Source organism: Ruegeria sp. SAZA006, assembly GCF_059613465.1.
The window spans coordinates 160,134-181,852 of sequence record NZ_JBXWSO010000016.1; the positions used below are offsets into that span (position 1 = coordinate 160,134).

Here is a 21,719-nt window from a genome sequence, read left to right on the forward strand (position 1 = left end):
CAAAGATCAACGGGTCGGATTGGGGCGTGTCCAGCTGTCGGGCAGCGGGCTGCCGATCTCTTCGGCAAACTCGGTCAGAAACCGAATCATGCGCCGGACCCGTTGCAGCGCAATCTGCCGTCCGGCCTCGGTCAGCATGTCGTCGGGCAGGGCCAGCAGCTTCACCTTCCAGTGGTCGATCGAATAGTGCAGATCGTCCAGCGGACGGTGCGATGCGAACGGATCGGCCGGATCATAGAGCGTCCGCCCCAAAGCGCCGGAAACCGAGAAATTCCGCGCGATGCCGATGGCGCCCAGCGCATCCAGCCGGTCGGCATCGCGCAGGATGCGCGCCTCGGGCGTCTCGGGCGGGATGTTGGCGGAAAAACTGTGCGCCTCGATCGCGTGACGGGTGGCGTCGATCTGGGCCTCGCTCAGGCCCAGATCCCGCAGAACAGGCTCGGATTCCGCAGCCGACTGGCGCGAGGCCAGGTGTCGGTCGGGGTCGTTCTTGGGCAGGTTGACCAGATCGTGCAGATAGCAGGCCGCCAGCAGCACGGTCCTGTCGGTCTGCGCATCGGCGATGGCGCGGGCATTGACCCAGACACGGTCCAGATGGGCCAGGTCGTGGGCCGGGTCGGTGATCATCCGCTGCGCGACGACCGTGCGCAGGCGGTCGCGCATCTCAGCCAATCCGTCCACGGTTCTCACCGATCTGGCCGCGATGCAGCAGAAGGTGGTCCAGGATCACGCAGGCCATCATCGCCTCACCCACCGGAACGGCGCGGATGCCAACGCAGGGGTCGTGGCGGCCCTTGGTGATGATCTCGGTCTCTTCACCCGATTTGGTGATGGTCTTGCGCGTGGTCAGGATCGACGAAGTGGGCTTGACCGCGAAACGCACCACGATGTCCTGCCCGGTCGAGATGCCGCCCAGGATGCCGCCCGCGTGGTTCGAGCTGTATTGCGGGCCGTCCTGACCCATGAAGATCTCGTCGGCATTGGCCTCGCCTGTCAGTTCGGCGGCGGCCATGCCTTCGCCGATTTCGACACCTTTGACCGCGTTGATCGACATCATCGCCGCGGCCAGATCGGTGTCGAGCTTGCCATAGACCGGCGCGCCCAGGCCCGCGGGGACGCCGCGCGCCACCACTTCGACCACCGCGCCGACCGAATTGCCGGATTTGCGCAGATCGTCCAGATAGGCCGCCCAGTCCTCGGCGGCTTGTGCATCCGGGGTCCAGAACGGATTCTGTTCGATCTGCGCCCACTCAAAGTTGGCGCGGTCGATCCGGTGCGGGCCGATCTGGGTCATGTAGCCGGTGATCTGGACGTTGGGCGCGATCTGCTTGATCGCCTCGCGCGCCAGCCCGCCCGCGGCCACACGCGCCGCCGTTTCGCGGGCCGAGCTGCGCCCGCCGCCGCGATAGTCTCGGATGCCGTATTTCTGCCAATAGGTAATGTCGGCATGGCCGGGGCGGAACTTGTCCATGATGTCCCCGTAATCCTTCGAGCGTTGATCGGTGTTCTCGATCATCAGTTGGACGGGGGTGCCGGTTGTCTGGCCCTCGAACACGCCCGACAGGATTTTCACCTGATCGGGCTCGCGGCGCTGGGTGGTGAACTTGTTCTGGCCCGGTTTGCGCTTGTCCAGCCAGTGCTGGATCATGCCTTCGTCGATCGGGACGCCGGGCGGGCAGCCATCCACCGTGGCGCCCAGCGCAGGGCCGTGGCTTTCACCCCAGGTGGTGACGCGGAAAAGATGTCCAAAGCTGTTCATCGACATGGGGCGTGCTCCTTTGAGGGTTGTGATTAACGGCGAGAGCCTGCCGCCTCAAGCGGATTTGCGGTTGGGGCATCGCTGCCCCAACCCAGTGTGCTTAGGCAGCACGGGTCAGTGCGGCGCGGGTTTCGACGATTTTCAGCGCCGCCCGGGCCGCCTCGCGCCCTTTTTCCACGAAATGCGCGCGGTAGATGGCGGTGTGATGGTCGGTTTCCTGGTACTGGTGCGGCGTCAGCGACACCGACAGGACCGGCACGCCGGTTTCCAGCCCCGCGCGCATCAGCCCGTCAACGACGGCCTGCGCCACGAAATCGTGCCGGTAGATGCCGCCATCGACGACAAAGGCCGCGCAGGCTACGGCGGCATAGCGGCCCGTCTGGGCCAGGTCGCGGGCCAGCAGGGGCATTTCGAACGCGCCCGGCACGTCGAATACATCGACCTGATCGGCGGGGATCAGCTCCAGAAAACCGTCCAGCGCGCGGTCAACGATATCGGCATGCCAGTTGGCTTTGACGAAAGCATAGCGGGTGTGTGTCATCGTGATCTCCTTTCAGCTTGGTGGCCTGCTGGCGGGGGCAAACGGTTTCGCGGCCAGCGCGGCATGACACGTCACCCAAGGCGATCACGGACAGACGCGCCCTTGGCGAGGCGCGCTGCTCGTTCTCTTCCATCCGGACTTTAACCGTCGGCTCTGGCCTCTCACCAGATCTGCTGACACTCTGCCGGTTAAATGACAGAGCCGCTCGCGGGCTGGCGGGCCTATGCCCGCATACCGCCGGTGGGGAATTCCGCCCCGCCCTGAGAACGGCGCGACCTTGCCAAGCGTGCGCGCGATCTGCAAGACCTGTCTGCAGGAGGACGGCCATGCACCCCAACCCAGCCTTTCGCGCCGAGGACCGCGCGCGCCATGTGGAGTTTGCCCGCAGCCGGGGGTTCGGCGTACTGGCGCTGTCGGTCGACGGCCCGCCATTGATCAGCCATGTGCCCTTCCTGCTCTCAGAGGATGGCGCGGTGGCCGAGCTGCATCTGGTGCGGTCGAACCCGATCGTGCGGGCGCTGGCCAACCCGCAGGAAGCGCGGATCGCGGTTCAGGGGCCCGACGGGTATGTCTCGCCCGATTGGTATGGCGTCGCGGATCAGGTGCCCACATGGAACTATGTGGCGGTCCACCTGACCGGCCGCCTGGAATTGCAGCCCCAGGACCGTCTGCGCGATCTACTTGATCGGCAATCGGCCTTTTTTGAAGAGCGGCTCCAGCCCAAGCCGCCCTGGCGCGCCGACAAGATGGACCCGGCGGCGCTGGAGCGCATGATGCGCATGATCGTGCCCTGCCGCATGCAGATCACCCAGATCGACGGCACCTGGAAACTGAACCAGAACAAGCCCCAGGCGGCGCGGCTGGCCGCGGCCGAGAATGTCGAGCAGTCCGGGATCGGCAACGAGCTTGGTCAACTGGCTGCTTTGATGCGGGACAGTTGACCGGCACCGGGTTGGGTTCAGTCGGTGAACGTGGCCAGATAGGCGGCGATATCCTCGGCACCTTTCTTCAGCTTGACGCTCATGTTCGGGCGGGCGGTGTCGTCGTTGAGGAAGTCCTGGATGAACCCGATCGGGTCGCGGGCATAGGCGGCGATGTTCTCCTGCGTCCAGACCAGACCGTTTTCACCGGCGCGGATCATGTCATCGGTGAACATCCCGATGGGCAGCCGTTCACTGCCGTTCAGATAATCGTTTTCGGTTCCTGCGGTCCTGCCGACCACGCCATAGAGATTCGGGCCGGTGATGCCGCCTTTGATCAGAACCTCGTCATCCTTGATGATGGCGTGACAGGACGAGCAGCGATTGTAGAGTTTCTCACCGCGCGCGGCGTCGCCTTCGGCAGCGGCCTGGTGTGCGGCGGTGAACGCGAGCAGCAGAATGGCGTTTTTTGACAAAGTCATTTGGGTCCTCATTCAGATCGGTCGCGCGCCCGCCGCCTTTGCTTGAAAAACCCCGGGGTCGCAACCGGGAAATTCACCACAAAGAAATCTAAAAAATGATTTTAAAATAGATGTTTACATGAAAAAAAATGACCCGGAACCGCGCGGTCCGGTTGCTGTCGTGTGTGCCACGCGCCGGGCACCCGAGTGAACAGGTGCTCGGCCGGGCCGGGGGCGAAGGGTCAGAGAATCACCTGCGAAGTGATTCGCGCCTTCGAACGGCGTTTTTCGCAACACCCGAGGAAGTTCTTGAAAAATGACCCCTTCATTGTGACATGAATGCCCAGATGCGGCGTAGTGCGCGCCTATGACCGCTGGACGAACCGATTTCCGCCAGCTAGATACCCGCGATGAGACGCCGCTTTGATGCGGTGCTGATGCATGTTTGCCCGTAGCCGGGCGCTGGAATCGGAGAAAACCTCGTGTCCCACGCAGAAGACCACGAAGGCACCCGCAGAGATTTCCTCTACTACGCCGCCGGCGGCGCAGGTGTCGTTGCAACGGGAGCCGCCGTGTGGCCCCTGGTCAACCAAATGAACCCCTCGGCAGACGTTCAGGCGCTGTCCTCGATCCGCGTGGATGTCAGCGGCGTCGAGATCGGCACCCAGATCACGGTCAAGTGGCTGGGCAAGCCCGTCTTCATTCGTCGCCGTACCGAAGAAGAGATCAACTGGGGCCGCGAAGTGCCGCTGGAGGATCTGCCGGATCAGAACGACCGGAACGAAAACAAACCGAACTTGCCCGCGACCGACGAAAACCGGACGCTGGACGAAGCCGGCGAATGGCTGGTGATGATGGGCGTCTGCACCCATCTGGGCTGCGTTCCTCTGGGCGACGGCGCTGGTGATTTCCACGGGTGGTTCTGCCCGTGCCACGGATCGCACTACGATACGGCGGGCCGTATCCGCAAAGGTCCCGCTCCGGAAAACCTGCATATCCCGGTCGCCGAGTTCCTCGACGAAACCACCATCAAGCTGGGTTAAGGAGACGCGCTCATGTCCGGTATCCCGCACGATCACTATGAACCGAAGACCAACGGCGAGAAGTGGCTGAACAGCCGTCTGCCCATTGTCGGTCTTCTATACGACACTTTGATGATCCCCACCCCGAAGAACCTGAACTGGATGTGGATCTGGGGCATCGTCCTGACCTTCTGCCTGGCGTTGCAGATCGTCACCGGCATCGTTCTGGTGATGCACTATACCCCGCATGTCGATCTGGCCTTTGCCAGCGTCGAGCACATCATGCGCAACGTAAACGGCGGCTACATGCTGCGGTACCTGCACATGAACGGCGCGTCGCTGTTCTTCGTGGCGGTCTATATCCACATCTTCCGCGGCCTGTTCTACGGATCGTACAAGGCGCCGCGCGAAGTGACCTGGATCATCGGCATGCTGATCTACCTGATGATGATGGGCACCGCCTTCATGGGCTATGTTCTGCCTTGGGGTCAGATGTCCTTCTGGGGCGCCACCGTGATCACCGGCCTGTTCGGCGCGATCCCCTTCGTGGGCGAAGCGATCCAGACCTGGCTGCTGGGCGGACCGGCCGTCGACAACGCGACGCTGAACCGCTTCTTCTCGCTGCACTATCTGCTGCCCTTCATCATCGCAGGGCTGGTCATCGTGCATATCTGGGCCTTCCACACCACCGGCAACAACAACCCCACGGGTGTTGAAGTTCGCCGCACGTCGAAAGCCGAGGCCGAGAAAGACACGCTGCCGTTCTGGCCCTATTTCGTGATCAAGGACCTGTTCGCGCTGGCCGTCATCCTGGTCGTGTTCTGGGCGATCGTCGGCTTCATGCCGAACTACCTGGGCCACCCGGACAACTACATCGAAGCCAACCCGCTGGTCACGCCCGCGCACATCGTGCCCGAATGGTACTTCCTGCCGTTCTACGCGATCCTGCGTGCCTTCACCAGCGAAGTCTGGGTCGTGCAGTTCGCCAGCTTCATCACCGGTGGCATCATCGACGCCAAGTTCTTTGGTGTTCTGGCGATGTTCGGTGCAATCCTGGCGATGGCGCTGGCGCCGTGGCTGGACACTTCGACCGTGCGTTCGGGCAAGTACCGCCCGATGTTCAAATGGTGGTTCTACCTTCTGGTCATCGACTTCTTTGCCCTAATGTGGCTGGGTGCGATGCCGGCGGAAGAGCCCTATGCGACCTTCTCGCTGATCGCGTCCGCCTACTGGTTCGCCTATTTCTTCGTGATCCTGCCGATCCTGGGTGTCATCGAAAAGCCCGATGCCCAGCCGGAAACCATCGAAGAAGACTTCAACGCGCATTATGGCAAGGCTGACGCCGACGCCACGCCGGCCGAGTAAGAAGAGGGACCGGAAACCATGTTCAAGAAACTTGCAATCGGTGCCGCGTTTGCCATCGCCCTTGCTCCTGCTGCGGTATCCGCAGCGGGGGGCGGCGAGCAGCATATCGAGGACTTCGACTTCTCGTTCGAAGGGCCCTTTGGCGCTTACGATCAGAGCCAGCTTCAGCGCGGCCTGCAGATCTATACCGAGGTTTGCGCGGCCTGCCACGGTCTGAAATACGTTCCGCTGCGCGACCTAACGGCGCTGGGCTACTCGGAAGAAGAAGTCATCGCTTATGCCGCCGGCACGTTCGAGGTGTTCGATCCCGAGCTGGACGATTTCCGTCCGGCCGCGCCGACCGATCACTTCCCGGCCAACGATGCCGTGGGCGCACCTGACCTGAGCCTGATGGCCAAGGCGCGTGCAGGCTTCCACGGCCCCTACGGTCTGGGGATCAACCAGCTGGTCAAAGGCATGGGTGGCGCTGAATACATCGCCTCGTTGCTGGACGGCTATACCGGCAAGGAAAAAGAAGAGGCCGGCACGATCCTGTACGAAAACACCGCTTTCCCGGGCGGCTGGATCTCGATGGGTCCGCCGTTGTCTGACGAACAGGTCGAGTTTGCCGACGGACACGAAAACACCGTCGAGGCCATGTCCCAGGACGTCGCTGCGTTCCTGATGTGGGCCGCCGAACCGAAAATGATGGATCGCAAGGCCTCGGGCTTTGTGGGGGTACTGTTCCTGACCATCATGTCGGTGCTTCTCTACCTGGTGAACAAGCGTCTGTGGGCGCCGGTCAAAGGCAAAAAGTCGGTCTGACCTAAAGGTCACCTGCAATAGCAAGACAACCCCGCGCATGGCGCGGGGTTTTTTCTTTGTACGGTCGGAAACTCGCCGAACTGGGCATCAGCGCGGGCTTATTCACAGCTTTTAAGCGGAATGCGCATGGCGTCGGCGGGGCCGGCTGCTCAGGTTTTCGACAGCGTCAGGCGGTCTGACGCAGGATCGAAACCGAGGAGACCCGACATGAAACTACCCATACTTGCAGCCGCTTTGCTTGTGGCCACTCCCGTTCTGGCTCTGGACCTGGTGCCAAATACGGAACTGGGCAAGACCGAGGCCGAGGTGCGCACCGCTCTGACCGAGCTTGGCTATGACGTGCGCAAGATCGAAATGGAGGACGGTGAAATCGAGGCCTATGTCGTGAAAGACGGACAGATGGCCGAGGTCTATGTGGATCCCGCGTCCGGCAAGATCCAAAAGATCGAGGACAAGTGACCGGCAATGTCTGAGTCAATCCAGCACCAGGGCGGGCGCGAGGGCGCCCGCACCATCCGGGTCTGGGACCCTTTGGTCCGCCTGATCCACTGGTCGGTGGTTCTGGGCATTCTGCTCAACGCCGCTGTGACCGACCCCGAGGGGCTGCTGCATGAATATGTCGGATATGCCGTTCTTGGGCTGGTTCTGGTGCGCCTGGCCTGGGGCGTCCTTGGGCCGGCACCGGCCAGGTTCTCGGCATTCCCGTTCAGCCCAAATGCCGCGGTCCGCCATGTGCGTGAGATCGTACGGGACGACCGGTTGGTTCACCTGTCGCACAATCCACTGGGCGCGCTGATGGTCTACAACATCTGGATGACGTTGGGCGTCATCTGCGCCACAGGCATCATGATGGGTACCACGGCCTTCTTCGGGGTGGGTTGGGTCGAGGATGCGCACGAGCTGGCGTTCAACTGGCTGATTCTAAGCGTTGTTCTGCACGTGCTTGGCGTGCTTTTGGACCAACGTCGAACCGGTGTCGCTCTGGTCAAAGCCATGGTATCAGGGGACAAGAATATTCCTGATGGCTGGTCGACCAAATGATCAAATGGATCACCGAAAACCTGCGGTCCGGCGATGCGGATGCACGCCGGGCCGTTCTGATGGCGGCGATGATCGTGGTTCAGGGTCTATGTGCCGCATTCTACATGGGCGATGCCATTCTGGACCTCGATGGCAGCGAGCCTCTGGCGCATCTCGTTTTGGAATCCCTGGTCGCGACCGTCCTTTGCCTTGGCGTCCTGTTCTTCATGCTTGAGCTGCGCAGGTTGCTGGCGCGAATGGACCAGACAAAACAAGGCCTGCGCGCGGCGCAGGGAGAAATGAGCGCCGTGATCGACACTTTCTTTACCCGCTGGGGCCTGACCAGCGCCGAGCGCGAAGTGGGCCTGTTGATCCTCAAGGGCGTCGACAATGAGAATATCGCCCGGATCCGAGGCCGCGCCGTGGGTACCGTTCGCGCGCAATCGGCTTCGATCTATGGAAAAGCCGGCGTGGACGGGCGGGCCCAACTGATCAGTGTTTTCATGGAAGAGCTTCTGGCGACTGACGGGCCGGCCTGAGAGGCGTCAGGCCACCAGCTGCTGATCGCGAACCCCGGTGATGGCGGCAGTGACGATCTGCCCTTCGGGTTGCGCGTTCGCAAATGTCACTTCGGTGAACTGCTCGGTCCGGCCCATGTGAGAATTCTCCATCAGAATGTGATGGGTCTTGCCCAGTTGGGCCGCCAGGTGCCTGGCTACCTGCGTATCACCCGCCTCACGTAGCCTGGCCGCACGTTCCTTTATGACCTTGCCGTTGACCTGCTGCAGAATGCGCGCCGCCGGCGTGCCTTCTCGCTTGGAATAGGGAAAGACATGCAGCCAGGTCAGGTCGCAGTCGGTGACCAGTTTCAGCGAGTTCTCGAAATGCGCCTCGGTTTCCGTCGGAAAGCCCGCGATGATGTCGGCGCCAAAGGTGATCTCGGGGCGCAGCTTGCGGGCCTCTTCGGTAAAGCGGATGGCGTCGTCGCGCAGGTGGCGGCGCTTCATCCGTTTCAGGATCAGATCGTCACCATGCTGCAGCGACAGGTGCAAATGCGGCATCAGGCGCGATTCGGTCGCGATGGCCTGCATCAGGTTCTCGTCCACCTCGATCGAATCGATCGAGCTGATGCGCAGGCGCGGCAGGTCGGGCACCAGTTTCAGGATGCGCATGACCAGATCGCCCAGCTTGGGGCTTGCCGGCAGGTCGGCGCCCCAGGAGGTCAGGTCGACCCCGGTCAGCACCACCTCGTTATAGCCCCGGTCCACCAGCCGCTTGATCTGGTCCACCACCACGCCCGCCGGGACGCTGCGCGAGTTGCCGCGGCCATAGGGGATGATGCAGAAGGTGCAGCGATGATCACAGCCGTTCTGGACCTGCACATAGGCGCGCGAGCGGGTGCCGAACCCGTCGATCAGATGGCCCGCGGTTTCGGTGACAGACATGATGTCATCGACCTGCATCGCCTCGGTCTCGCCGATGAAATCGGCGGCCATGCCTTTCCAGGTCTCGGGGCGCATCTTTTCGGTATTGCCGATCACCGCATCGACCTCGGGCATTTGGGCAAAGGTCTGCGGTTCGGTCTGGGCCGCGCAGCCGGTGACGATCAGCCGGGCATTGGGGTTCTCGCGGCGCAGCTTGCGGATCTCCTGCCGGGCCTTGCGCACGGCTTCGGCGGTGACGGCGCAGGTGTTCACGATCACCGCGTCGGTCAGCCCGGCCTGCTGCGACAGCTCCTTCATCGCTTCGGTCTCGTAGGCGTTGAGCCGGCAGCCCAGCGTGGTGAATTTCGGCGGGTTCATCCCAGCGTCCTCAGGAATTCGGGCGTCAGCGTGCCCGAGAAGACATGGCAGGTGGGACCGGTCATCCAGACGCCGTCCTCGCGCCAGTCGATCCAGATGGTGCCGCCGTCCAGCTCGATCTGCACCTTGCGCCCGGTCAGGCCACGCCGCGCCGCCGCCACGGCCGTGGCACACGAAGACGAGCCTGAGGCCAGCGTGATGCCCACGCCGCGCTCCCACACCCGCATGCGGATGTGATCTGGGCCGATGATCTGGGCGACCTGCACATTGGTGCGCTGCGGATAGAGCGGGTGATACTCATAGCGCGCGCCGAATTCCTCCAGCGGGATCGCCTCGGCATCCTCGACGAAGAAGGTGCAATGCGGGTTGCCCATGCCGGTGGCCACCGGTCCACCTTCGATCGGTAGTTCCAGCGTATCCACCTCTTCGGCCAATGGAATATCGGCCCAGTCCAGCTGCGGATGCCCCATGTTGACCGAGGTCAGCCCGTCGCCCGCGTCCCGCGCCTGCAGCGTGCCGTGGCTGGTGCTCAGCGTCAGTTCGGATTTGCCGCTTTCCTGCATCAGGAACCGGGCGATGCAGCGGGTGGCGTTGCCGCACGTCGCCGAGATCGACCCATCAGCGTTGTAGAACACCAGATGTGCATCCGATTCGCCGTTTTCGATGACGGCCAGCTGGTCGAATCCGACCCCGAACTGCCGGTGTCCGATCCCGCGCGCCAGCGCTGGCGTGATCTGCACCGGATGCGCGCGCGCGTCCACAATGACGAAGTCATTGCCAAGCCCGTGCATCTTCATGAAGGGCAAACCGGTGTCGGATCGTTGTTGCATGGCGGGCATATAGCCTTGCCGCAGACATGAATCCAGCCCGGCGCGAAGATTCCTGAAAAAAGGGGTTGACCCCCCGCCGCCTCAACCCTAATTAGGCCGCCTATCGGGACGCCGGGAACACAATGATTTCAGGCGGAACGCGGTGCGAAAAAGGGCTTGTACCCGGTCGGGAAAATGCCTTAGACAGCGCCACGGATCGCAACGATCCGACGAAAAGAGTGGGCCGTTAGCTCAGTTGGTAGAGCAACTGACTTTTAATCAGTGGGTCGCAGGTTCGAATCCTGCACGGCTCACCACTTTTTCAAAGACTCAGAGAGGCGATCTCGTGCCAGGCGCTCCTTTCAGGTAAGCACAGGGTAAGCGACTGAGCCCATATTTCCCTTTACATTCGCCCGAGGGTTGCATGCCTTTGCAGGCAAGGGAAGAGCTGATGGGACACATCAGGCTTGGCACGTTGCCTCGGTCCAAGAAGTGGCGCGAGGTCGTTGATTTGATCGCAACCGATACGTCGGTCGAAGAGATCGCCGAGGCCGCAGCGGATGCATCTGAGAGCGATCTCGCACTGGCGAGTCGTGACCCCAGGTTTCAGTTTGTAAGTGATCTCCTCGTGAGGCTGCCTTTGCTTGCAAGGGCTCCGGGCTTCGAAGACGCTTTGGCTGATTTGGGCATTGCGACGTCGGAACTCAGTTACAGTGACCGGCTTGCTGGCCGGTTTGGATCGTGCCGTTGATCGCAACAGCTTCGATCTCCGAGGATCTTCCGATGTAGGAGAATTGGCGAAGGTCGCGCTGCGGGAAACCCTATCCATTCAGCTGCGCGACCGGTTGCCAACCCTGTTTGAACCGACACCGCAGGAAATCCGTAGGACACTTGCGAGTTTTGCCTCGAGAGATGAATTTGCGAGGCTCGCGCGGGATTTCTTTGCCCGGCTAACTTACCGCTCTCTGGACTACTACCATAGCCGGGAACTCGCCAATCATACCGGCGAGGATCGACGCTTTTCTACCGACGCACAGCGTGTTGCTTTCCAGCAGGCGCTCTCCCAGCACACCTTTGAAGTTTCAAAATTGTCGAAGAGTATGCGGGCGGTTGGTACGGCAAGACCGTCTGGCAGAAACAAGCACTTGATCGTGATAAAATAGACAAGTTCACAGCTTACGCATTCAAAAAGATGCGCTCGGAATTTGGGCGTCGTCGCGCAAGTCGTCGTGCTCTCATCCGCGTTCAGCGAGGCTGGAACACAAGTCACCGTTGGTGTCGGAGAGGGTCGGGCTCCGTGGAATTGTATCGCCTACAGTGATGGCACGACAGCCGGTATCGAGTTCCCGGGCGACGAAGGCGCATTGTGACCTTTCAGGTGTGTATCCGGAAAGCACCAACCATGATCAAACTTGAATAGCGTCAAGTTCACACATGCGCACGTCGTAATAAGATTGGGCTTGTACATGCCCGATTTCCGTAAGGTTATAAAAAATGCGCGTATTCAGCTCGGTTGTATTTACGATCATTTGCACTGTTATAGCCGTCGTATCAGTTCCAAAATTCGGCATTGCCCAAACTTGGGACATCGCATCCCGGCACTCCGTCAGCGGCGTAACGGTATATGATGCGGATGAGTTGCTAACTTATGCCGGCCAATTGGCCTTCAATCGGTCAGGTCGCATCACGGCGGACGGGGTCGCATCAACGATCACTCAAATCTACCGAGAAGACGGTTATTTCTTGGCTGAGGCCTGGCCTGGACCCGATGGGCAGAGCATAGTTGTGGATGAAGGGCGCATTCAAACCATCGAAATTGAAGGTGTAGATACGCGCACGTTCCAAACCCTGGAGAAGATCTTTCGCCCACTCACCACCGCATACCCGATAACTCTCAAACAATTTGAGCGGGCGGTCATGTTAGCCGAGGACATACCCGACTTGGACGTGTCGACCGAACTTGATTACCCGGATCAGGCTGGCGCTCGGTTGAGGGTACTGGGCGAACCTCTGCGCAAACAAGCCGGTAGTGCGACACTCGACAACCCTCCGCGTGAGCTGGGAGAAGCGCTCAGCTTCTATGTCGTACAAGAGTTTTATTCGACGCTGACCGTCGGGGATTTGCTGCGATTTGAGGGGTCTGGCAACTACAATTGGGACAAAGACGACGAACACTCTTTGTGGGGCGCTTTTACCTATCGCACGCCGCTGAACAGCGATGGTCTGTACGGTGAGGTTTTCTACGGAAACATAAACGCAAAACGTGATCTCTCGGGGGAATTTGCAAGAACAGATGTTGATGGCGAGAACTTCACCGTCGCGTTGGGATACCCCGTGATCCGCGATGTGGCCCGTTATGGATATCTTCTGCTGGATTATCGCCTTTCCGAAGCGGACTCAGTCAGTGGCGGCGTGCCATTATCCAGTGACGCAGGTGTCGTCGGCCTAACGTATCTCTATGGGCAAAACTATTCAAAAGGGCAAACTTTGGAGGCGGGATTAACCTTATCGTTTGGCAACAATAATACGACGGACGCGAATTTTGACGACGGCGACTCCTCATTCTGGCATCTACGGGGCGGCATTGGATACGAAAGCCCGCTTACGGGCTTGTCGCCCAACACAGCGTGGCGCACTGAGATCTGGGGCCAGTTCACAACCGACCGGCTGCCCTCGGTAGAGGAGTACTTCCTTGGTGATCGTTATGCTCTGCGCGGATATCGTTTTGACGAGGTAGATGGTGATTCTGGGATCTCCGCGATTTTCGAAGTGTCTCATTCCTACTTCCCCAGGTCCCAGAGCATACATCGCTTGACGCCCTTTGCCTTTTTCGACGTGGGTTACATCTCGAACAATGACCCTGCGAGTTTTGAAGTTGAAAGTGCTACACTGGCATCGACTGGTCTGGGTTTGGACATTGAGTTTAAGCAAAACCTATTCTTGTCCGGATATGTCGGTGTTCCTTTGAGGGACGGTCCTTTGACCGACTCTGGAGATTCTGGCGCGTATCTTGCTCTGACAACAAGTTGGTGAGGATGTTATGAAACGGAACCGCATTGCTTTACTTTCCGCAGCTTGTTTGATTGCCGGACTGGCCGCTACGCAGGTCTTTGCCCGCGGAAACCAATACGGTTGGTGCCGAGGTGTAGGGAACCCACACCAGTCCGGCCAAGGATGCGGGCAGACCGGTGGGCAAGGGCCAGGCAATCAAATTACCGGCCCAACGCAGCCGGTGGCAAATCAGTTGCCACCTCGAGGAACGCCGCAAACGCCCACGTCCGTTACAGTGCCGGTCCTTGCACCGGGCGCGGTTCCGAACGCAATTCCCGGTCGGGTTCCTATCGCGACGCCAATAGCGGTTCCCGGTCAGGTTCCAACGCCGATCGTAGCGCCGACACTAGCTCCGCCATTGGTGCCAAACCCGACACCAAACCGGGTTCCGACAGCCGTTCCCAATCAGGTTCCGCCGTTGGCTACCGGACCGACTGCTGTGCCACCGCAAGTTCCGACTGCGACTCCCAATCAAGTTCCGATAGCTGTCCCTGGCCAGGTTCCGCCTCAACCCAATGTGCCGCCCCTGGTGCCGACAGCAACACCCAACCAAATACCAGTCGCTGTTCCTGGTCAGGTTCCGCCTCAACCTAGCGGTCAAACTGCTGTGCCACCGCTCGTTCCAACCGCGACTCCCAATCAGGTTCCCACAGCGGTCCCTGGCCAAGTTCCACAGTTGACACCAAAACCTACGGCAACTCACGTGGCCGTCCCAGGGCATCCGAAACCACAAGGCGTCGTGACAGTTATGCGCCCAAAGCCAAGGCCGACAACCGGTACTGTCCAGCCGACTGACACAACACAGGTGACCCACCATTTGACCCACCAAAGCAATTCAAAGAAACACGATCATGTCGCAGCAACACCTGGACGGCATGACCCGCACGACTTACCCAGGTTCCGCAACGCAGCGGCCAAGGAAAACTGGGAATGCGTTGCCAGCGGATTTGGACAGCGCCGTTACGACGCAGGGCGTGGTGTATTGCTGAACAGCGGAGCGTTGCGGCACCTCGGAAACGTGGACGCTATGGCGCGGGATGTACCAGCACGGCATCCAAAACACTCTGGGTGCATTATTTCGGTTAAACGAAAACAGCGCTGAAGCTTGTCTGGTAGCTATTGCTCGGACAAAGAGGCCAATCGACCAATATATCGTCCAATATCGTCTGGTTTGGTGGAGTTTTTATTGCCCTTATTCCCCTAGCACTAACGTTGGCTGACGTAGCCCAACAATGCTCAGTACCTAAGTTTTGTCAAACTAGGCCAACAATCTAAAGCGCCGCACTTCCAAGAGGGGTCTCCGGCTATCTGGGCCGGTCTGGCTAGGCGATCAAAAGCTTGAACGGCACCTTTGCAAAGTCAGATTTCAGCGCATTTCTGTAATTGGGGAGCCACGCGGCATCAATCAATCGGGCTCAAAGCGGTCGTTCGCTACAGTCCCCACGAACGACCGTTATGCGGGACAAACCCGCCGCTCACCAGACTCAGCCAGACGACGGCTAACTGAGCTTTGCCAGCCTTCTCGCATTGTGACGGCTTCGCAAGTGCAACATAACTCCGCGTGCAGCGAACGGCGCAATGCGGCCGTTAGTCAAAACTCTAAGCGGACGACCGCAAAGGGCACCTTGTTCGGCAAGATGTGCTGGTCACAGGTGGGTTTCATAAACCGTTTTTGCAAGCTGCAGATATTACTGGCTATTGAAACAATTAGCGCTCATGCAGTTGCTCACGCAGCGCAGCAATTGCAGACGGAAGATCGTCCTCGAAGCCGGGAATGAACGCCTGCTGGATCGCAGCATTCAATGCGTCGTCGGCAACTGCCTCGGCTGCGGTGGCCGATCCGGAAAGAGTCTCGAACTCCTCAAAAGCCTCAAGGACTAGAAGCGGCTCTCGCAGGATGCCCTGAACCGTCATGCTGATCGACATATGTTCGACCTGGTTGTTGTTCTCCGGCGGGCCAACGAATTCGGGTGCGAAGCCGGAAACGCCCCAGATCGATGAGTTGTCCAGTGCGATCCCGGTTTCGTATTGCCAGATCGTTCCGACATGGAAACGCGTGGTGAATCCGTGGTTGAACAGCTTGATATGTGTGAGTGGGTTGCGGCGCGAGGACCCCACAATCAATTGCTGCCAGAGGTAGAGCGCAGCCTGCTCCCTTCCGCGAATGTATTCCGAAGTCTCCAGCATGTGCTCCGGCGGAACTATATCAATCAGTTTGATTGCTGCCTCGAACAGGTCAAGCGCCGTGTCGAGCGCTGTGTCATCAGTGCCGCCCCCTGACATATCGGCCAGCTTGAAGGCGTGAAACCGGGTGTAGGCCCCGCCGAGCGCTTCAAGGTATGGTTCGCCCTCTTCTGACGCAAGCGCGTCGACAACGCGATAGGCATCCCAACCATCTGCGCGCAACTGGTCGGTATCCACGTCCCAGAAGGTCGATGGAATCTGGCGGCCGAAATCACCGGTTCGAAGAGCGAGCGTCCTGAGCCCCTCGGCATACTCCATCAGTTGCTCGGATGTGACCACACCGTCATCGAGGCGGGCGAGATGACCGGAGATAGAAATGTCGCCCAGAACTGGCTCTTCGCTCAGGCCCGCATCTCGCAACGCCTCTTCCACTTGAACTCGGTTCGCCTCGGCAACAGGCGCCGACCCTGTTTCGGCTTTGGAAAATACGCTACCTTCCAGCCGTTGCTCCGGAAGCCCGAAGAACAGGAACCGAACCTGTGGAACGGCCAGAACGACGACCGCAAAGGCCAGACAGGACAAGGTCCCAGTCCATGCCAACCATTTCATAGCTCATCCGGCCCCTGTACAACGCGATTATTTCGTAAGCGCATCGAAATCGGATGTATCCACATTGGCGACAGCTTCCTGTGCGATCGCATCGTAATCCGTCGCTTTGTTGGCTTCCTCAGCGACTTCGGCTGCAAGCGCAGCCGAGGTCCCGATAGTCGCGGCCGTCCGCACCTCGTCTTCGCTGGAGTCGCAGGCGGCTAGCACACTTAGACAGATGGCAATTGCCGGTGCCAGAGCTCGTCTGTTTTGCGACATCACTTGGTGTAATCCTCGAACCCTTCGACATTGCCGCCGATGACCGTGCAGTTACCTGCGGCTTGAATTGTCGGCTGGTCCCAGTTGACATTCCAGTTCACGACGACGGTGTCGCCGTTTTCCGAAGCGGGGAACACAGAAATCGCAGCATTGGGCAGATCCGCGAACTCGGGAACTTGCCAAAGGTAGTCGTGACAGGTTTTGAGGGCGTTGGTTGTCTGCCTGTCAAAGGCTTGAGCAGCATTGGCTGCAACCACGAATGTAAGGCAGGCGCCGATAGTTTTCAGCATTGAAAATGTCCTTTCAGATTTCCATCTCAGCCAACTTAGACCCAAGCTTAGTTCGCCATCAGACTTCGTCAAACAGAATAGGCTATTTCCGGGCCTTCAATCCTTGCGCTTGACCGACGAGCCAGCACCGCTACTGCTTCTCTTCGCCTTGTTCGGAAAGACCCTTACCCAGCATAGCGTTCACACGGTCGAGTTCCGCGCTCGCTATCTCCCCGATGGAGGTTCCCTTCAGTCCGCCAGCTGCGACCATGGCAACCTCCAAGGGGTACTCGGCATCGACCAGTGCGACAAGATCCTCAGCATTGCCATCCTCGGTGGTTAGGTCGGTCAGGATGTCGATATAGGCAATAATTGCACCGTTCTGCGCTGGCGAAACCAGTTCCTTTGACGGCAGATCGCTCAATAGTGTTTCGGTGACCAGCGAGACGTATTCCTGCAGCGACATGCCTGTGTCGCCCAGGAGACGACGTTGCATGTAAACCATCCTGACGCTCTTCCGGTTCAGAACTTCGTTCATGATCTGCGCCGCAGCGTTTTCGACCGAAGTCAACCCTCCGATCGGCCGAAAACGTCCGAGCAAGTCCGGGTCAGCGAAAGCATTGAGGCCATGGATAGCTTCACCGGTAAGAAACTCTACGGCCCGCCTCTGCTCTTCAGGGTCTACATAGGCGAACGGTCGGTCGTCGCCGGAGGTCTGTGTAACACCGCCGATCAGCTTGCCGACGCTTCCAGCGATACCGACATAGCGATTGAGCGCGTCTCCGTAGGTCTCCTCCAGCATGGCTTGTGGATCGCGCGTGTCCTCTACTGCCAGGGGCAACGCCGCAAGGCTCGCGTGCAGCGCGGCGATCCCTGCGCGCGTCGCCAGGATCCTGTCTGCCCCAATGTTCTCAGTCTGAACACGGGGATCGAACTGAGCAAGATACTCCTCGCCACGTTCGCCTGCTCCCCAAATGAGTTCCGGGCGTTCCTCGGCTTCCGCCGCGATGGAATCAAGCTCCTCTGCGTCGACATCGGAGGAATACCCCCATCGGATGGCGTGCCGATCGTAGGCGCCAATGATAGGAATGAGTTGCGTGACGCCATCATCCGGCTCCGCCACGTAATTGAACCGCCCATAGGCCATAATGGAGGACGTGCTGCCGTTCTCCGCAGTGAATAACGGGTCCCTGAGCTGTGCCGTCGACCAGGCCGTCGAGGCGCGGTGATTGTGCCGCAATCCGAGCGTATGGCCCACCTCATGTGACACGACGTACCGAAGGATGCGCCCCTGCAATTCCTCCGGCAGCGGCAGTTTGCCCGCGGCGGGATCGGTCCGGTGCATCAGCAAATAGTAGTAGCGGCTGAAAAGGTTCACTACGTCCGGCCAAACCAGAATATGGGCGGAGAGAATTTCGCCGGACCGGGGGTCGTGAATGTTCGGACCCATCGCGTTCTGCACCGGCTGTGCAACCCAGCGGATCACACTGTGGCGAACATCTTCCGGGGACCAGTCCGGGACTTGATCCCGGCTTGGCGCGTCACGCGCTATGATTGCATTTGTGAACCCCGCAGCCTCGAAGGCGGTCTGCCAGTCCTCCACTGCCTGGCGAATATAGGGACGCCACCGATCAGGGATTTCACGGGATAGATAGAAAACGATCGGTTTAACCGGGTCCGACGGGCGTGGTGCATCCGGGTCGGCGTGTTCCAGGCGGAAGCGAAGGGCAGCGCGGTCGCGTGATTGCACATCGCCGAACTCGCTTTCAAAAACCAGATATTCGGTGAAAAAAAATCCAACCCGGTCGTCATAGGGGCGACGCTCCATCGGGGTTTCCGGCAATACGGCAATCGAATGCGCCGTTTCCACCGAAATCGGCTGTGCCAGCCCGGCCTGATCGGTCGCCTCGAAGGTCAGTTGCGAGCGGACAAAGAGGTTGTCGGGATAAACTGATGCTTCAGCAACGTAGGATCGGCCGGGATCGTTCGGCCCGGGAGCGAGGCCGGTAGATGCCAATTGGGCGGCGACCGAGTAACCGACGATATCGCCCCCGAACACCTCCTGCAAATCCACAAGTACGGCGCCAGTGTCGCTTTCCGCGAGGATCGGGAAATCGACGATGATGGGACCAAGGTTGGCGCGTTCCACAGCGAGGTTCACGGGGCGAAGCTTGTCACGTCCGCCAGTGTAATAGGGATCGCCCGAAACCTTTTCGAACGAGGTCCCTGAAAGGGACCGCACCATGACCCGATCGGGCCGCCGTTCCAACTGGATCAGGCGGGCCCCCAAGGCGTTTCCGCCGAATGCCACTGCGTCGGTGGGATATCTGGAAACTTCGGCGTACCAGATCAGGCTGCGTTCGAACATGTCGCGCGGTATCGCAAGCAACAGATCGCCGTCTTTTTGGTAGAGGTCGAAGACTCCAGATCGAACCTCGGCACCGGCTACACGCTCCTGAAAGCTCGCCGATTGCGCCCTGGCATTGGCGGGCATCAGCGTGACTGCAAGGGCAATGCAAAGTGCGAATGCCAAGCGCATCATGGTTCTCCTTGTCGACGATTTTTCGAGCGCGCTCACGTTTCCAGAGATCGGACGTTCCAGTCTGGTAGTGTTGCAAGTGTCCGACATTCAAAAATGCTAACACTGAAGTATGAATTTGAGAATTCACAAAGCCGCCATAGGCCGTATCCGCGGCCAAGCTCCGGAAACCGCCCACCTTAACCGCTTCTGCTTCCATGCCCACATTGACTTTGTGCTCACGGCGAAAATCCGCACGGTCGGCATGGCCGCCTCTGGTGCCGCATGCGGCATCGGGGAAATTGGGCTCTGAGCGGAAGATGAACCGGAGAATTCGAATGTCTGCTTGGGAGCAGCGAGCGGGAGATCCCGCCCGCCTATTTCGTTAAAGATCGATACGTTCGGCAATACTCAGCGCGTCTTCAAGCTCGACACCAAGGTAACGCGCCGTACTGTCCACTTCGCTGTGACCGAGCAGCAGTTGAACGGCACCTAGGTTTCCGGTCTTTCTGTATATCAAAGCCGCTTTGGTGCGCCTAAGCGAATGCGTGCCGGAGCTGGACGGATCGAGACCGATCGCTGACACCCATTCCCGGATAAGCCTAGCGTATTGCCGGGTCGAAAGATGCGGTAAAGCATGCATACGACTCGGAAATAGATACCGTTGTCCATGCACGTATTGAGAAGAGACCCATTGCGACACGACTTCACGTGTATTCTCCGTCACTTCAAATTGCGCCGGCTTTGCAGTTTTGCTTTGAACAACGGAAACCCGATCGCGACCAGTGTTGCCAACGGCAAGATCGTTAACCCTCAGGCGGACGAGATCGCACCCGCGCAACTTGCTATCGATGGCAAGATTGAACAATGCCAGGTCTCTCAGCTTGTTTGCAAGTTCGAGCCGAGCGCAAATGGCCCAAACTTGCTTTGGCTGCAATGGCCGCTTTTGTCCAACTAGTCTGCCTTTGTTCCAGGGCGGACGACGCGTTGTGACAACGGGAAGTAGAGATTTGGACATCTTAGATCTCCGTCCATTCCCTTCCGCCCCGAACATCGACACTGTGCCGGCAGCTGCAGTCTAATTGTCGCTCGCGAGTCTTGAGCAGAGGAAAGCTCTCAGGTTTCAGGAACTACGACCGCCGATCTTCTTATCCATAACATCCGCTGCCTGCCGCAACGGGTCGTCTGCGACATGGGCGTAGCGTTGGGTTGTGGAGGGGTTTGTATGTCCAAGTAACCGACCGACAATAGGCAGACTCAGACCGCTGGAAACGAGATGCGACGCATGTGTATGCCGATTGCCGTGGGTTCGGTAGTCTAGAAGACCTGCAGATGTGGTGACCGAGCTCCAAAATTTCTTCAGATCTTTATAAGGTTGGTCCAAAGAACGTCCCGGAAACAATCAGCGACTTCCGGTAGATTCTCCTGCGCTCATTGCCGCAAGCAAATCACAGGTTGCTGACGAAATCGGCAGGTGCTTTTGTCGCTTTTGCTTTGTGTGGTGCGACGGCTTTGTCCACACCGCGCGGTCCAAATCGAAGTCTTCCCATTTTGCCTTCAGCACTTCGCCGATCCGTGCGCCTGTCAGGAGTTGCAGGCGTATAGCGTTGGCGGCAACCTGATTTGGATGCTCTGACAGAGCCACCAAAAGCCTTTGCAGCTCATCGTCTGACAGCCAGCGGTCCCGCTTTTTCTCGGGAAACTTTTCTATAGCGCGCGCCGGATTGTCAGAACGCTGACCCCAGCGCACAGACAGTTCAAACATTTTCGACATGAGGGCCAGAGTGCGATTGGCTTGATATGGCGTATCACGCATTTGATTGTGAAGCTTTTGAACATGCTGACGCGTCACTTCAATGCCTTTAAAATCCCCAAGCTTGGGGAGAATGTATTGGTCCAGCATCGACCGATCATTCCGAACACTACCGGGACGTTTCGTTGGCTCCACATGTTCGGTCATGTATAGCTCCGCAAGTGAGTTCACCGTTGGTGAATGCCTGAGGGTTTGAGCATCCGCAACAGGATCTCCGCCGCGCACCACGTCAGCAAGAAGCGCGCGTGCCATTTCGCGGGCGGCGCCCAAAGACAAGGTCGGCCCATATCGCCCAAGTGTCTTGCGTTTCGACCGTCCGGTTTGTTGCTGAAATGCGATCGATACTTGATTTTGTTAGTCTGGCATTGGGCGTATTGCATCCAGATGACTTAGGTAAGCATAGGGTAAGCAAAATGCGGGGAGTTAGGGAGAGCCTTGTAGCAACCACAGCACGTGAATACTCCAATTTTGCAGGGGAGTATTCCACTCAATCGAACTGCCCATAATGCTGTCG

The 21,719-nt window shown here is 59.3% G+C and carries 20 protein-coding genes, 1 tRNA gene, 1 pseudogene and 1 riboswitch; of the genes and pseudogenes, 10 read left to right on the forward strand and 12 right to left on the reverse strand.

Annotated features, from left to right (window positions below; all coding sequences use genetic code 11):
* Nucleotides 1–6: 6 nt before the first annotated feature.
* The 3 genes from AC2FNZ_RS15915 to AC2FNZ_RS15925 all read right to left on the reverse strand — a co-directional run bounded on the left by AC2FNZ_RS15915 (nt 7) and on the right by AC2FNZ_RS15925 (nt 2,300).
* Complete coding sequence (locus tag AC2FNZ_RS15915; protein ID WP_496841222.1) at nt 7–681, reverse strand: HD domain-containing protein; 675 nt, start codon at nt 679–681, stop codon at nt 7–9.
* Nucleotides 665–1,765, reverse strand: coding sequence for a chorismate synthase (gene aroC / locus AC2FNZ_RS15920; RefSeq protein WP_496841223.1), 1,101 nt, complete (start codon nt 1,763–1,765; stop codon nt 665–667). Before aroC ends, AC2FNZ_RS15915 begins: the two co-directional genes overlap by 17 nt.
* 94 nt (nt 1,766–1,859) lie before the next feature.
* Entirely contained in the window at nt 1,860–2,300 is a 441-nt protein-coding gene (locus tag AC2FNZ_RS15925; RefSeq protein ID WP_093964022.1) for a 6,7-dimethyl-8-ribityllumazine synthase, read from the reverse strand.
* Nucleotides 2,301–2,417: 117 nt separating this feature from the next.
* A riboswitch (FMN riboswitch) is annotated at nt 2,418–2,572 on the reverse strand.
* Between the two features lie 54 nt (nt 2,573–2,626).
* Between AC2FNZ_RS15925 and AC2FNZ_RS15930 the strand changes: the two genes are divergently transcribed.
* Entirely contained in the window at nt 2,627–3,241 is a 615-nt protein-coding gene (locus AC2FNZ_RS15930; RefSeq protein ID WP_496841224.1) for an FMN-binding negative transcriptional regulator, read from the forward strand.
* A 17-nt stretch (nt 3,242–3,258) separates the two neighbouring features.
* Here AC2FNZ_RS15930 and AC2FNZ_RS15935 read toward each other — a convergent pair whose 3' ends face one another.
* Nucleotides 3,259–3,702 (reverse strand): c-type cytochrome, encoded by a 444-nt coding sequence (locus tag AC2FNZ_RS15935; RefSeq protein WP_170340860.1) that lies wholly within the window; start codon nt 3,700–3,702, stop codon nt 3,259–3,261.
* Between the two features lie 461 nt (nt 3,703–4,163).
* Here AC2FNZ_RS15935 and petA point away from each other — a divergent pair, with 461 nt between their 5' ends.
* The 6 genes from petA to AC2FNZ_RS15965 all read left to right on the forward strand — a co-directional run bounded on the left by petA (nt 4,164) and on the right by AC2FNZ_RS15965 (nt 8,431).
* Nucleotides 4,164–4,724, forward strand: a complete 561-nt coding sequence (gene petA / locus AC2FNZ_RS15940; RefSeq protein WP_093964025.1) for a ubiquinol-cytochrome c reductase iron-sulfur subunit — start codon at nt 4,164–4,166, stop codon at nt 4,722–4,724.
* 12 nt (nt 4,725–4,736) lie between these two features.
* Nucleotides 4,737–6,068: a cytochrome b gene (petB, locus tag AC2FNZ_RS15945; protein WP_093964026.1), complete on the forward strand. Its 1,332-nt coding sequence runs from the start codon at nt 4,737–4,739 to the stop codon at nt 6,066–6,068.
* A gap of 18 nt (nt 6,069–6,086) precedes the next feature.
* The gene (locus AC2FNZ_RS15950) at nt 6,087–6,872 is read left to right on the forward strand and encodes a cytochrome c1 (RefSeq protein ID WP_093964027.1); all 786 of its coding nucleotides are present in this window, start codon (nt 6,087–6,089) and stop codon (nt 6,870–6,872) included.
* Between the two features lie 207 nt (nt 6,873–7,079).
* Nucleotides 7,080–7,331 carry a PepSY domain-containing protein gene (locus AC2FNZ_RS15955; protein WP_496841225.1) on the forward strand — a complete coding sequence of 84 codons (252 nt, stop codon included), beginning with the start codon at nt 7,080–7,082 and terminating at the stop codon, nt 7,329–7,331.
* 6 nt (nt 7,332–7,337) lie between these two features.
* Entirely contained in the window at nt 7,338–7,913 is a 576-nt protein-coding gene (locus AC2FNZ_RS15960) for a cytochrome b/b6 domain-containing protein (RefSeq protein WP_496841226.1), read from the forward strand.
* Nucleotides 7,910–8,431, forward strand: coding sequence for a helix-turn-helix transcriptional regulator (locus AC2FNZ_RS15965; protein WP_170582370.1), 522 nt, complete (start codon nt 7,910–7,912; stop codon nt 8,429–8,431). The genes AC2FNZ_RS15960 and AC2FNZ_RS15965 overlap by 4 nt, the downstream gene beginning before the upstream one ends.
* 6 nt (nt 8,432–8,437) lie before the next feature.
* Here the strand turns inward: AC2FNZ_RS15965 and mtaB are convergent, their stop codons facing one another.
* Nucleotides 8,438–9,694, reverse strand: coding sequence for a tRNA (N(6)-L-threonylcarbamoyladenosine(37)-C(2))-methylthiotransferase MtaB (gene mtaB / locus AC2FNZ_RS15970; RefSeq protein ID WP_496841227.1), 1,257 nt, complete (start codon nt 9,692–9,694; stop codon nt 8,438–8,440).
* Complete coding sequence (gene dapF, locus AC2FNZ_RS15975) at nt 9,691–10,533, reverse strand: diaminopimelate epimerase (RefSeq protein WP_496841228.1); 843 nt, start codon at nt 10,531–10,533, stop codon at nt 9,691–9,693. Before dapF ends, mtaB begins: the two co-directional genes overlap by 4 nt.
* Before the next feature lie 211 nt (nt 10,534–10,744).
* On the opposite strand from dapF, the gene AC2FNZ_RS15980 reads away from it, so the two are divergent.
* The 3 genes from AC2FNZ_RS15980 to AC2FNZ_RS15990 all read left to right on the forward strand — a co-directional run bounded on the left by AC2FNZ_RS15980 (nt 10,745) and on the right by AC2FNZ_RS15990 (nt 13,536).
* Nucleotides 10,745–10,820 (forward strand) — tRNA-Lys (locus AC2FNZ_RS15980).
* Nucleotides 10,821–11,216: 396 nt separating this feature from the next.
* A complete protein-coding gene (locus AC2FNZ_RS15985) occupies nt 11,217–11,666 on the forward strand; it encodes a hypothetical protein (protein ID WP_174825053.1) in 450 nt (149 codons plus the stop codon).
* A 331-nt stretch (nt 11,667–11,997) separates the two neighbouring features.
* Nucleotides 11,998–13,536 (forward strand): ShlB/FhaC/HecB family hemolysin secretion/activation protein, encoded by a 1,539-nt coding sequence (locus tag AC2FNZ_RS15990; protein WP_496841229.1) that lies wholly within the window; start codon nt 11,998–12,000, stop codon nt 13,534–13,536.
* A gap of 1,725 nt (nt 13,537–15,261) precedes the next feature.
* Here AC2FNZ_RS15990 and AC2FNZ_RS15995 read toward each other — a convergent pair.
* From AC2FNZ_RS15995 to AC2FNZ_RS16020, 6 genes and pseudogenes are all read right to left on the reverse strand, one after another.
* Nucleotides 15,262–16,347 (reverse strand): hypothetical protein, encoded by a 1,086-nt coding sequence (locus tag AC2FNZ_RS15995; protein ID WP_093965092.1) that lies wholly within the window; start codon nt 16,345–16,347, stop codon nt 15,262–15,264.
* Between the two features lie 27 nt (nt 16,348–16,374).
* Nucleotides 16,375–16,605: a hypothetical protein gene (locus tag AC2FNZ_RS16000; RefSeq protein WP_496841230.1), complete on the reverse strand. Its 231-nt coding sequence runs from the start codon at nt 16,603–16,605 to the stop codon at nt 16,375–16,377.
* Nucleotides 16,605–16,895, reverse strand: a complete 291-nt coding sequence (locus AC2FNZ_RS16005) for a hypothetical protein (protein WP_093965095.1) — start codon at nt 16,893–16,895, stop codon at nt 16,605–16,607. Before AC2FNZ_RS16005 ends, AC2FNZ_RS16000 begins: the two co-directional genes overlap by 1 nt.
* Nucleotides 16,896–17,025: 130 nt before the next feature.
* Nucleotides 17,026–19,413, reverse strand: a complete 2,388-nt coding sequence (locus AC2FNZ_RS16010; protein WP_176432520.1) for a zinc-dependent metalloprotease — start codon at nt 19,411–19,413, stop codon at nt 17,026–17,028.
* A 364-nt stretch (nt 19,414–19,777) separates the two neighbouring features.
* Nucleotides 19,778–20,410, reverse strand: a complete 633-nt coding sequence (locus AC2FNZ_RS16015) for a tyrosine-type recombinase/integrase (RefSeq protein WP_093964036.1) — start codon at nt 20,408–20,410, stop codon at nt 19,778–19,780.
* Between the two features lie 105 nt (nt 20,411–20,515).
* Nucleotides 20,516–21,457, reverse strand: a pseudogene (locus AC2FNZ_RS16020) (tyrosine-type recombinase/integrase).
* Between the last annotated feature and the right edge of the window lie 262 nt (nt 21,458–21,719).

Coding starts and splice junctions, on each gene's coding strand:
- AC2FNZ_RS15950 (WP_093964027.1), top strand. CDS start 6,087: ATGTTCAAGAAACTTGCAATCGGTGCCGCGTTTGCCATCGCCCTTGCT.
- AC2FNZ_RS15960 (WP_496841226.1), top strand. CDS start 7,338: ATGTCTGAGTCAATCCAGCACCAGGGCGGGCGCGAGGGCGCCCGCACC.
- aroC (WP_496841223.1), bottom strand. CDS start 1,765: ATGTCGATGAACAGCTTTGGACATCTTTTCCGCGTCACCACCTGGGGT.
- AC2FNZ_RS15930 (WP_496841224.1), top strand. CDS start 2,627: ATGCACCCCAACCCAGCCTTTCGCGCCGAGGACCGCGCGCGCCATGTG.
- mtaB (WP_496841227.1), bottom strand. CDS start 9,694: ATGAACCCGCCGAAATTCACCACGCTGGGCTGCCGGCTCAACGCCTAC.
- AC2FNZ_RS16005 (WP_093965095.1), bottom strand. CDS start 16,895: ATGCTGAAAACTATCGGCGCCTGCCTTACATTCGTGGTTGCAGCCAAT.
- AC2FNZ_RS15965 (WP_170582370.1), top strand. CDS start 7,910: ATGATCAAATGGATCACCGAAAACCTGCGGTCCGGCGATGCGGATGCA.
- dapF (WP_496841228.1), bottom strand. CDS start 10,533: ATGCCCGCCATGCAACAACGATCCGACACCGGTTTGCCCTTCATGAAG.
- AC2FNZ_RS16015 (WP_093964036.1), bottom strand. CDS start 20,410: ATGTCCAAATCTCTACTTCCCGTTGTCACAACGCGTCGTCCGCCCTGG.
- AC2FNZ_RS16000 (WP_496841230.1), bottom strand. CDS start 16,605: ATGTCGCAAAACAGACGAGCTCTGGCACCGGCAATTGCCATCTGTCTA.
- AC2FNZ_RS15935 (WP_170340860.1), bottom strand. CDS start 3,702: ATGACTTTGTCAAAAAACGCCATTCTGCTGCTCGCGTTCACCGCCGCA.
- AC2FNZ_RS16010 (WP_176432520.1), bottom strand. CDS start 19,413: ATGCGCTTGGCATTCGCACTTTGCATTGCCCTTGCAGTCACGCTGATG.
- AC2FNZ_RS15995 (WP_093965092.1), bottom strand. CDS start 16,347: ATGAAATGGTTGGCATGGACTGGGACCTTGTCCTGTCTGGCCTTTGCG.
- AC2FNZ_RS15955 (WP_496841225.1), top strand. CDS start 7,080: ATGAAACTACCCATACTTGCAGCCGCTTTGCTTGTGGCCACTCCCGTT.
- petB (WP_093964026.1), top strand. CDS start 4,737: ATGTCCGGTATCCCGCACGATCACTATGAACCGAAGACCAACGGCGAG.
- AC2FNZ_RS15925 (WP_093964022.1), bottom strand. CDS start 2,300: ATGACACACACCCGCTATGCTTTCGTCAAAGCCAACTGGCATGCCGAT.
- AC2FNZ_RS15990 (WP_496841229.1), top strand. CDS start 11,998: ATGCGCGTATTCAGCTCGGTTGTATTTACGATCATTTGCACTGTTATA.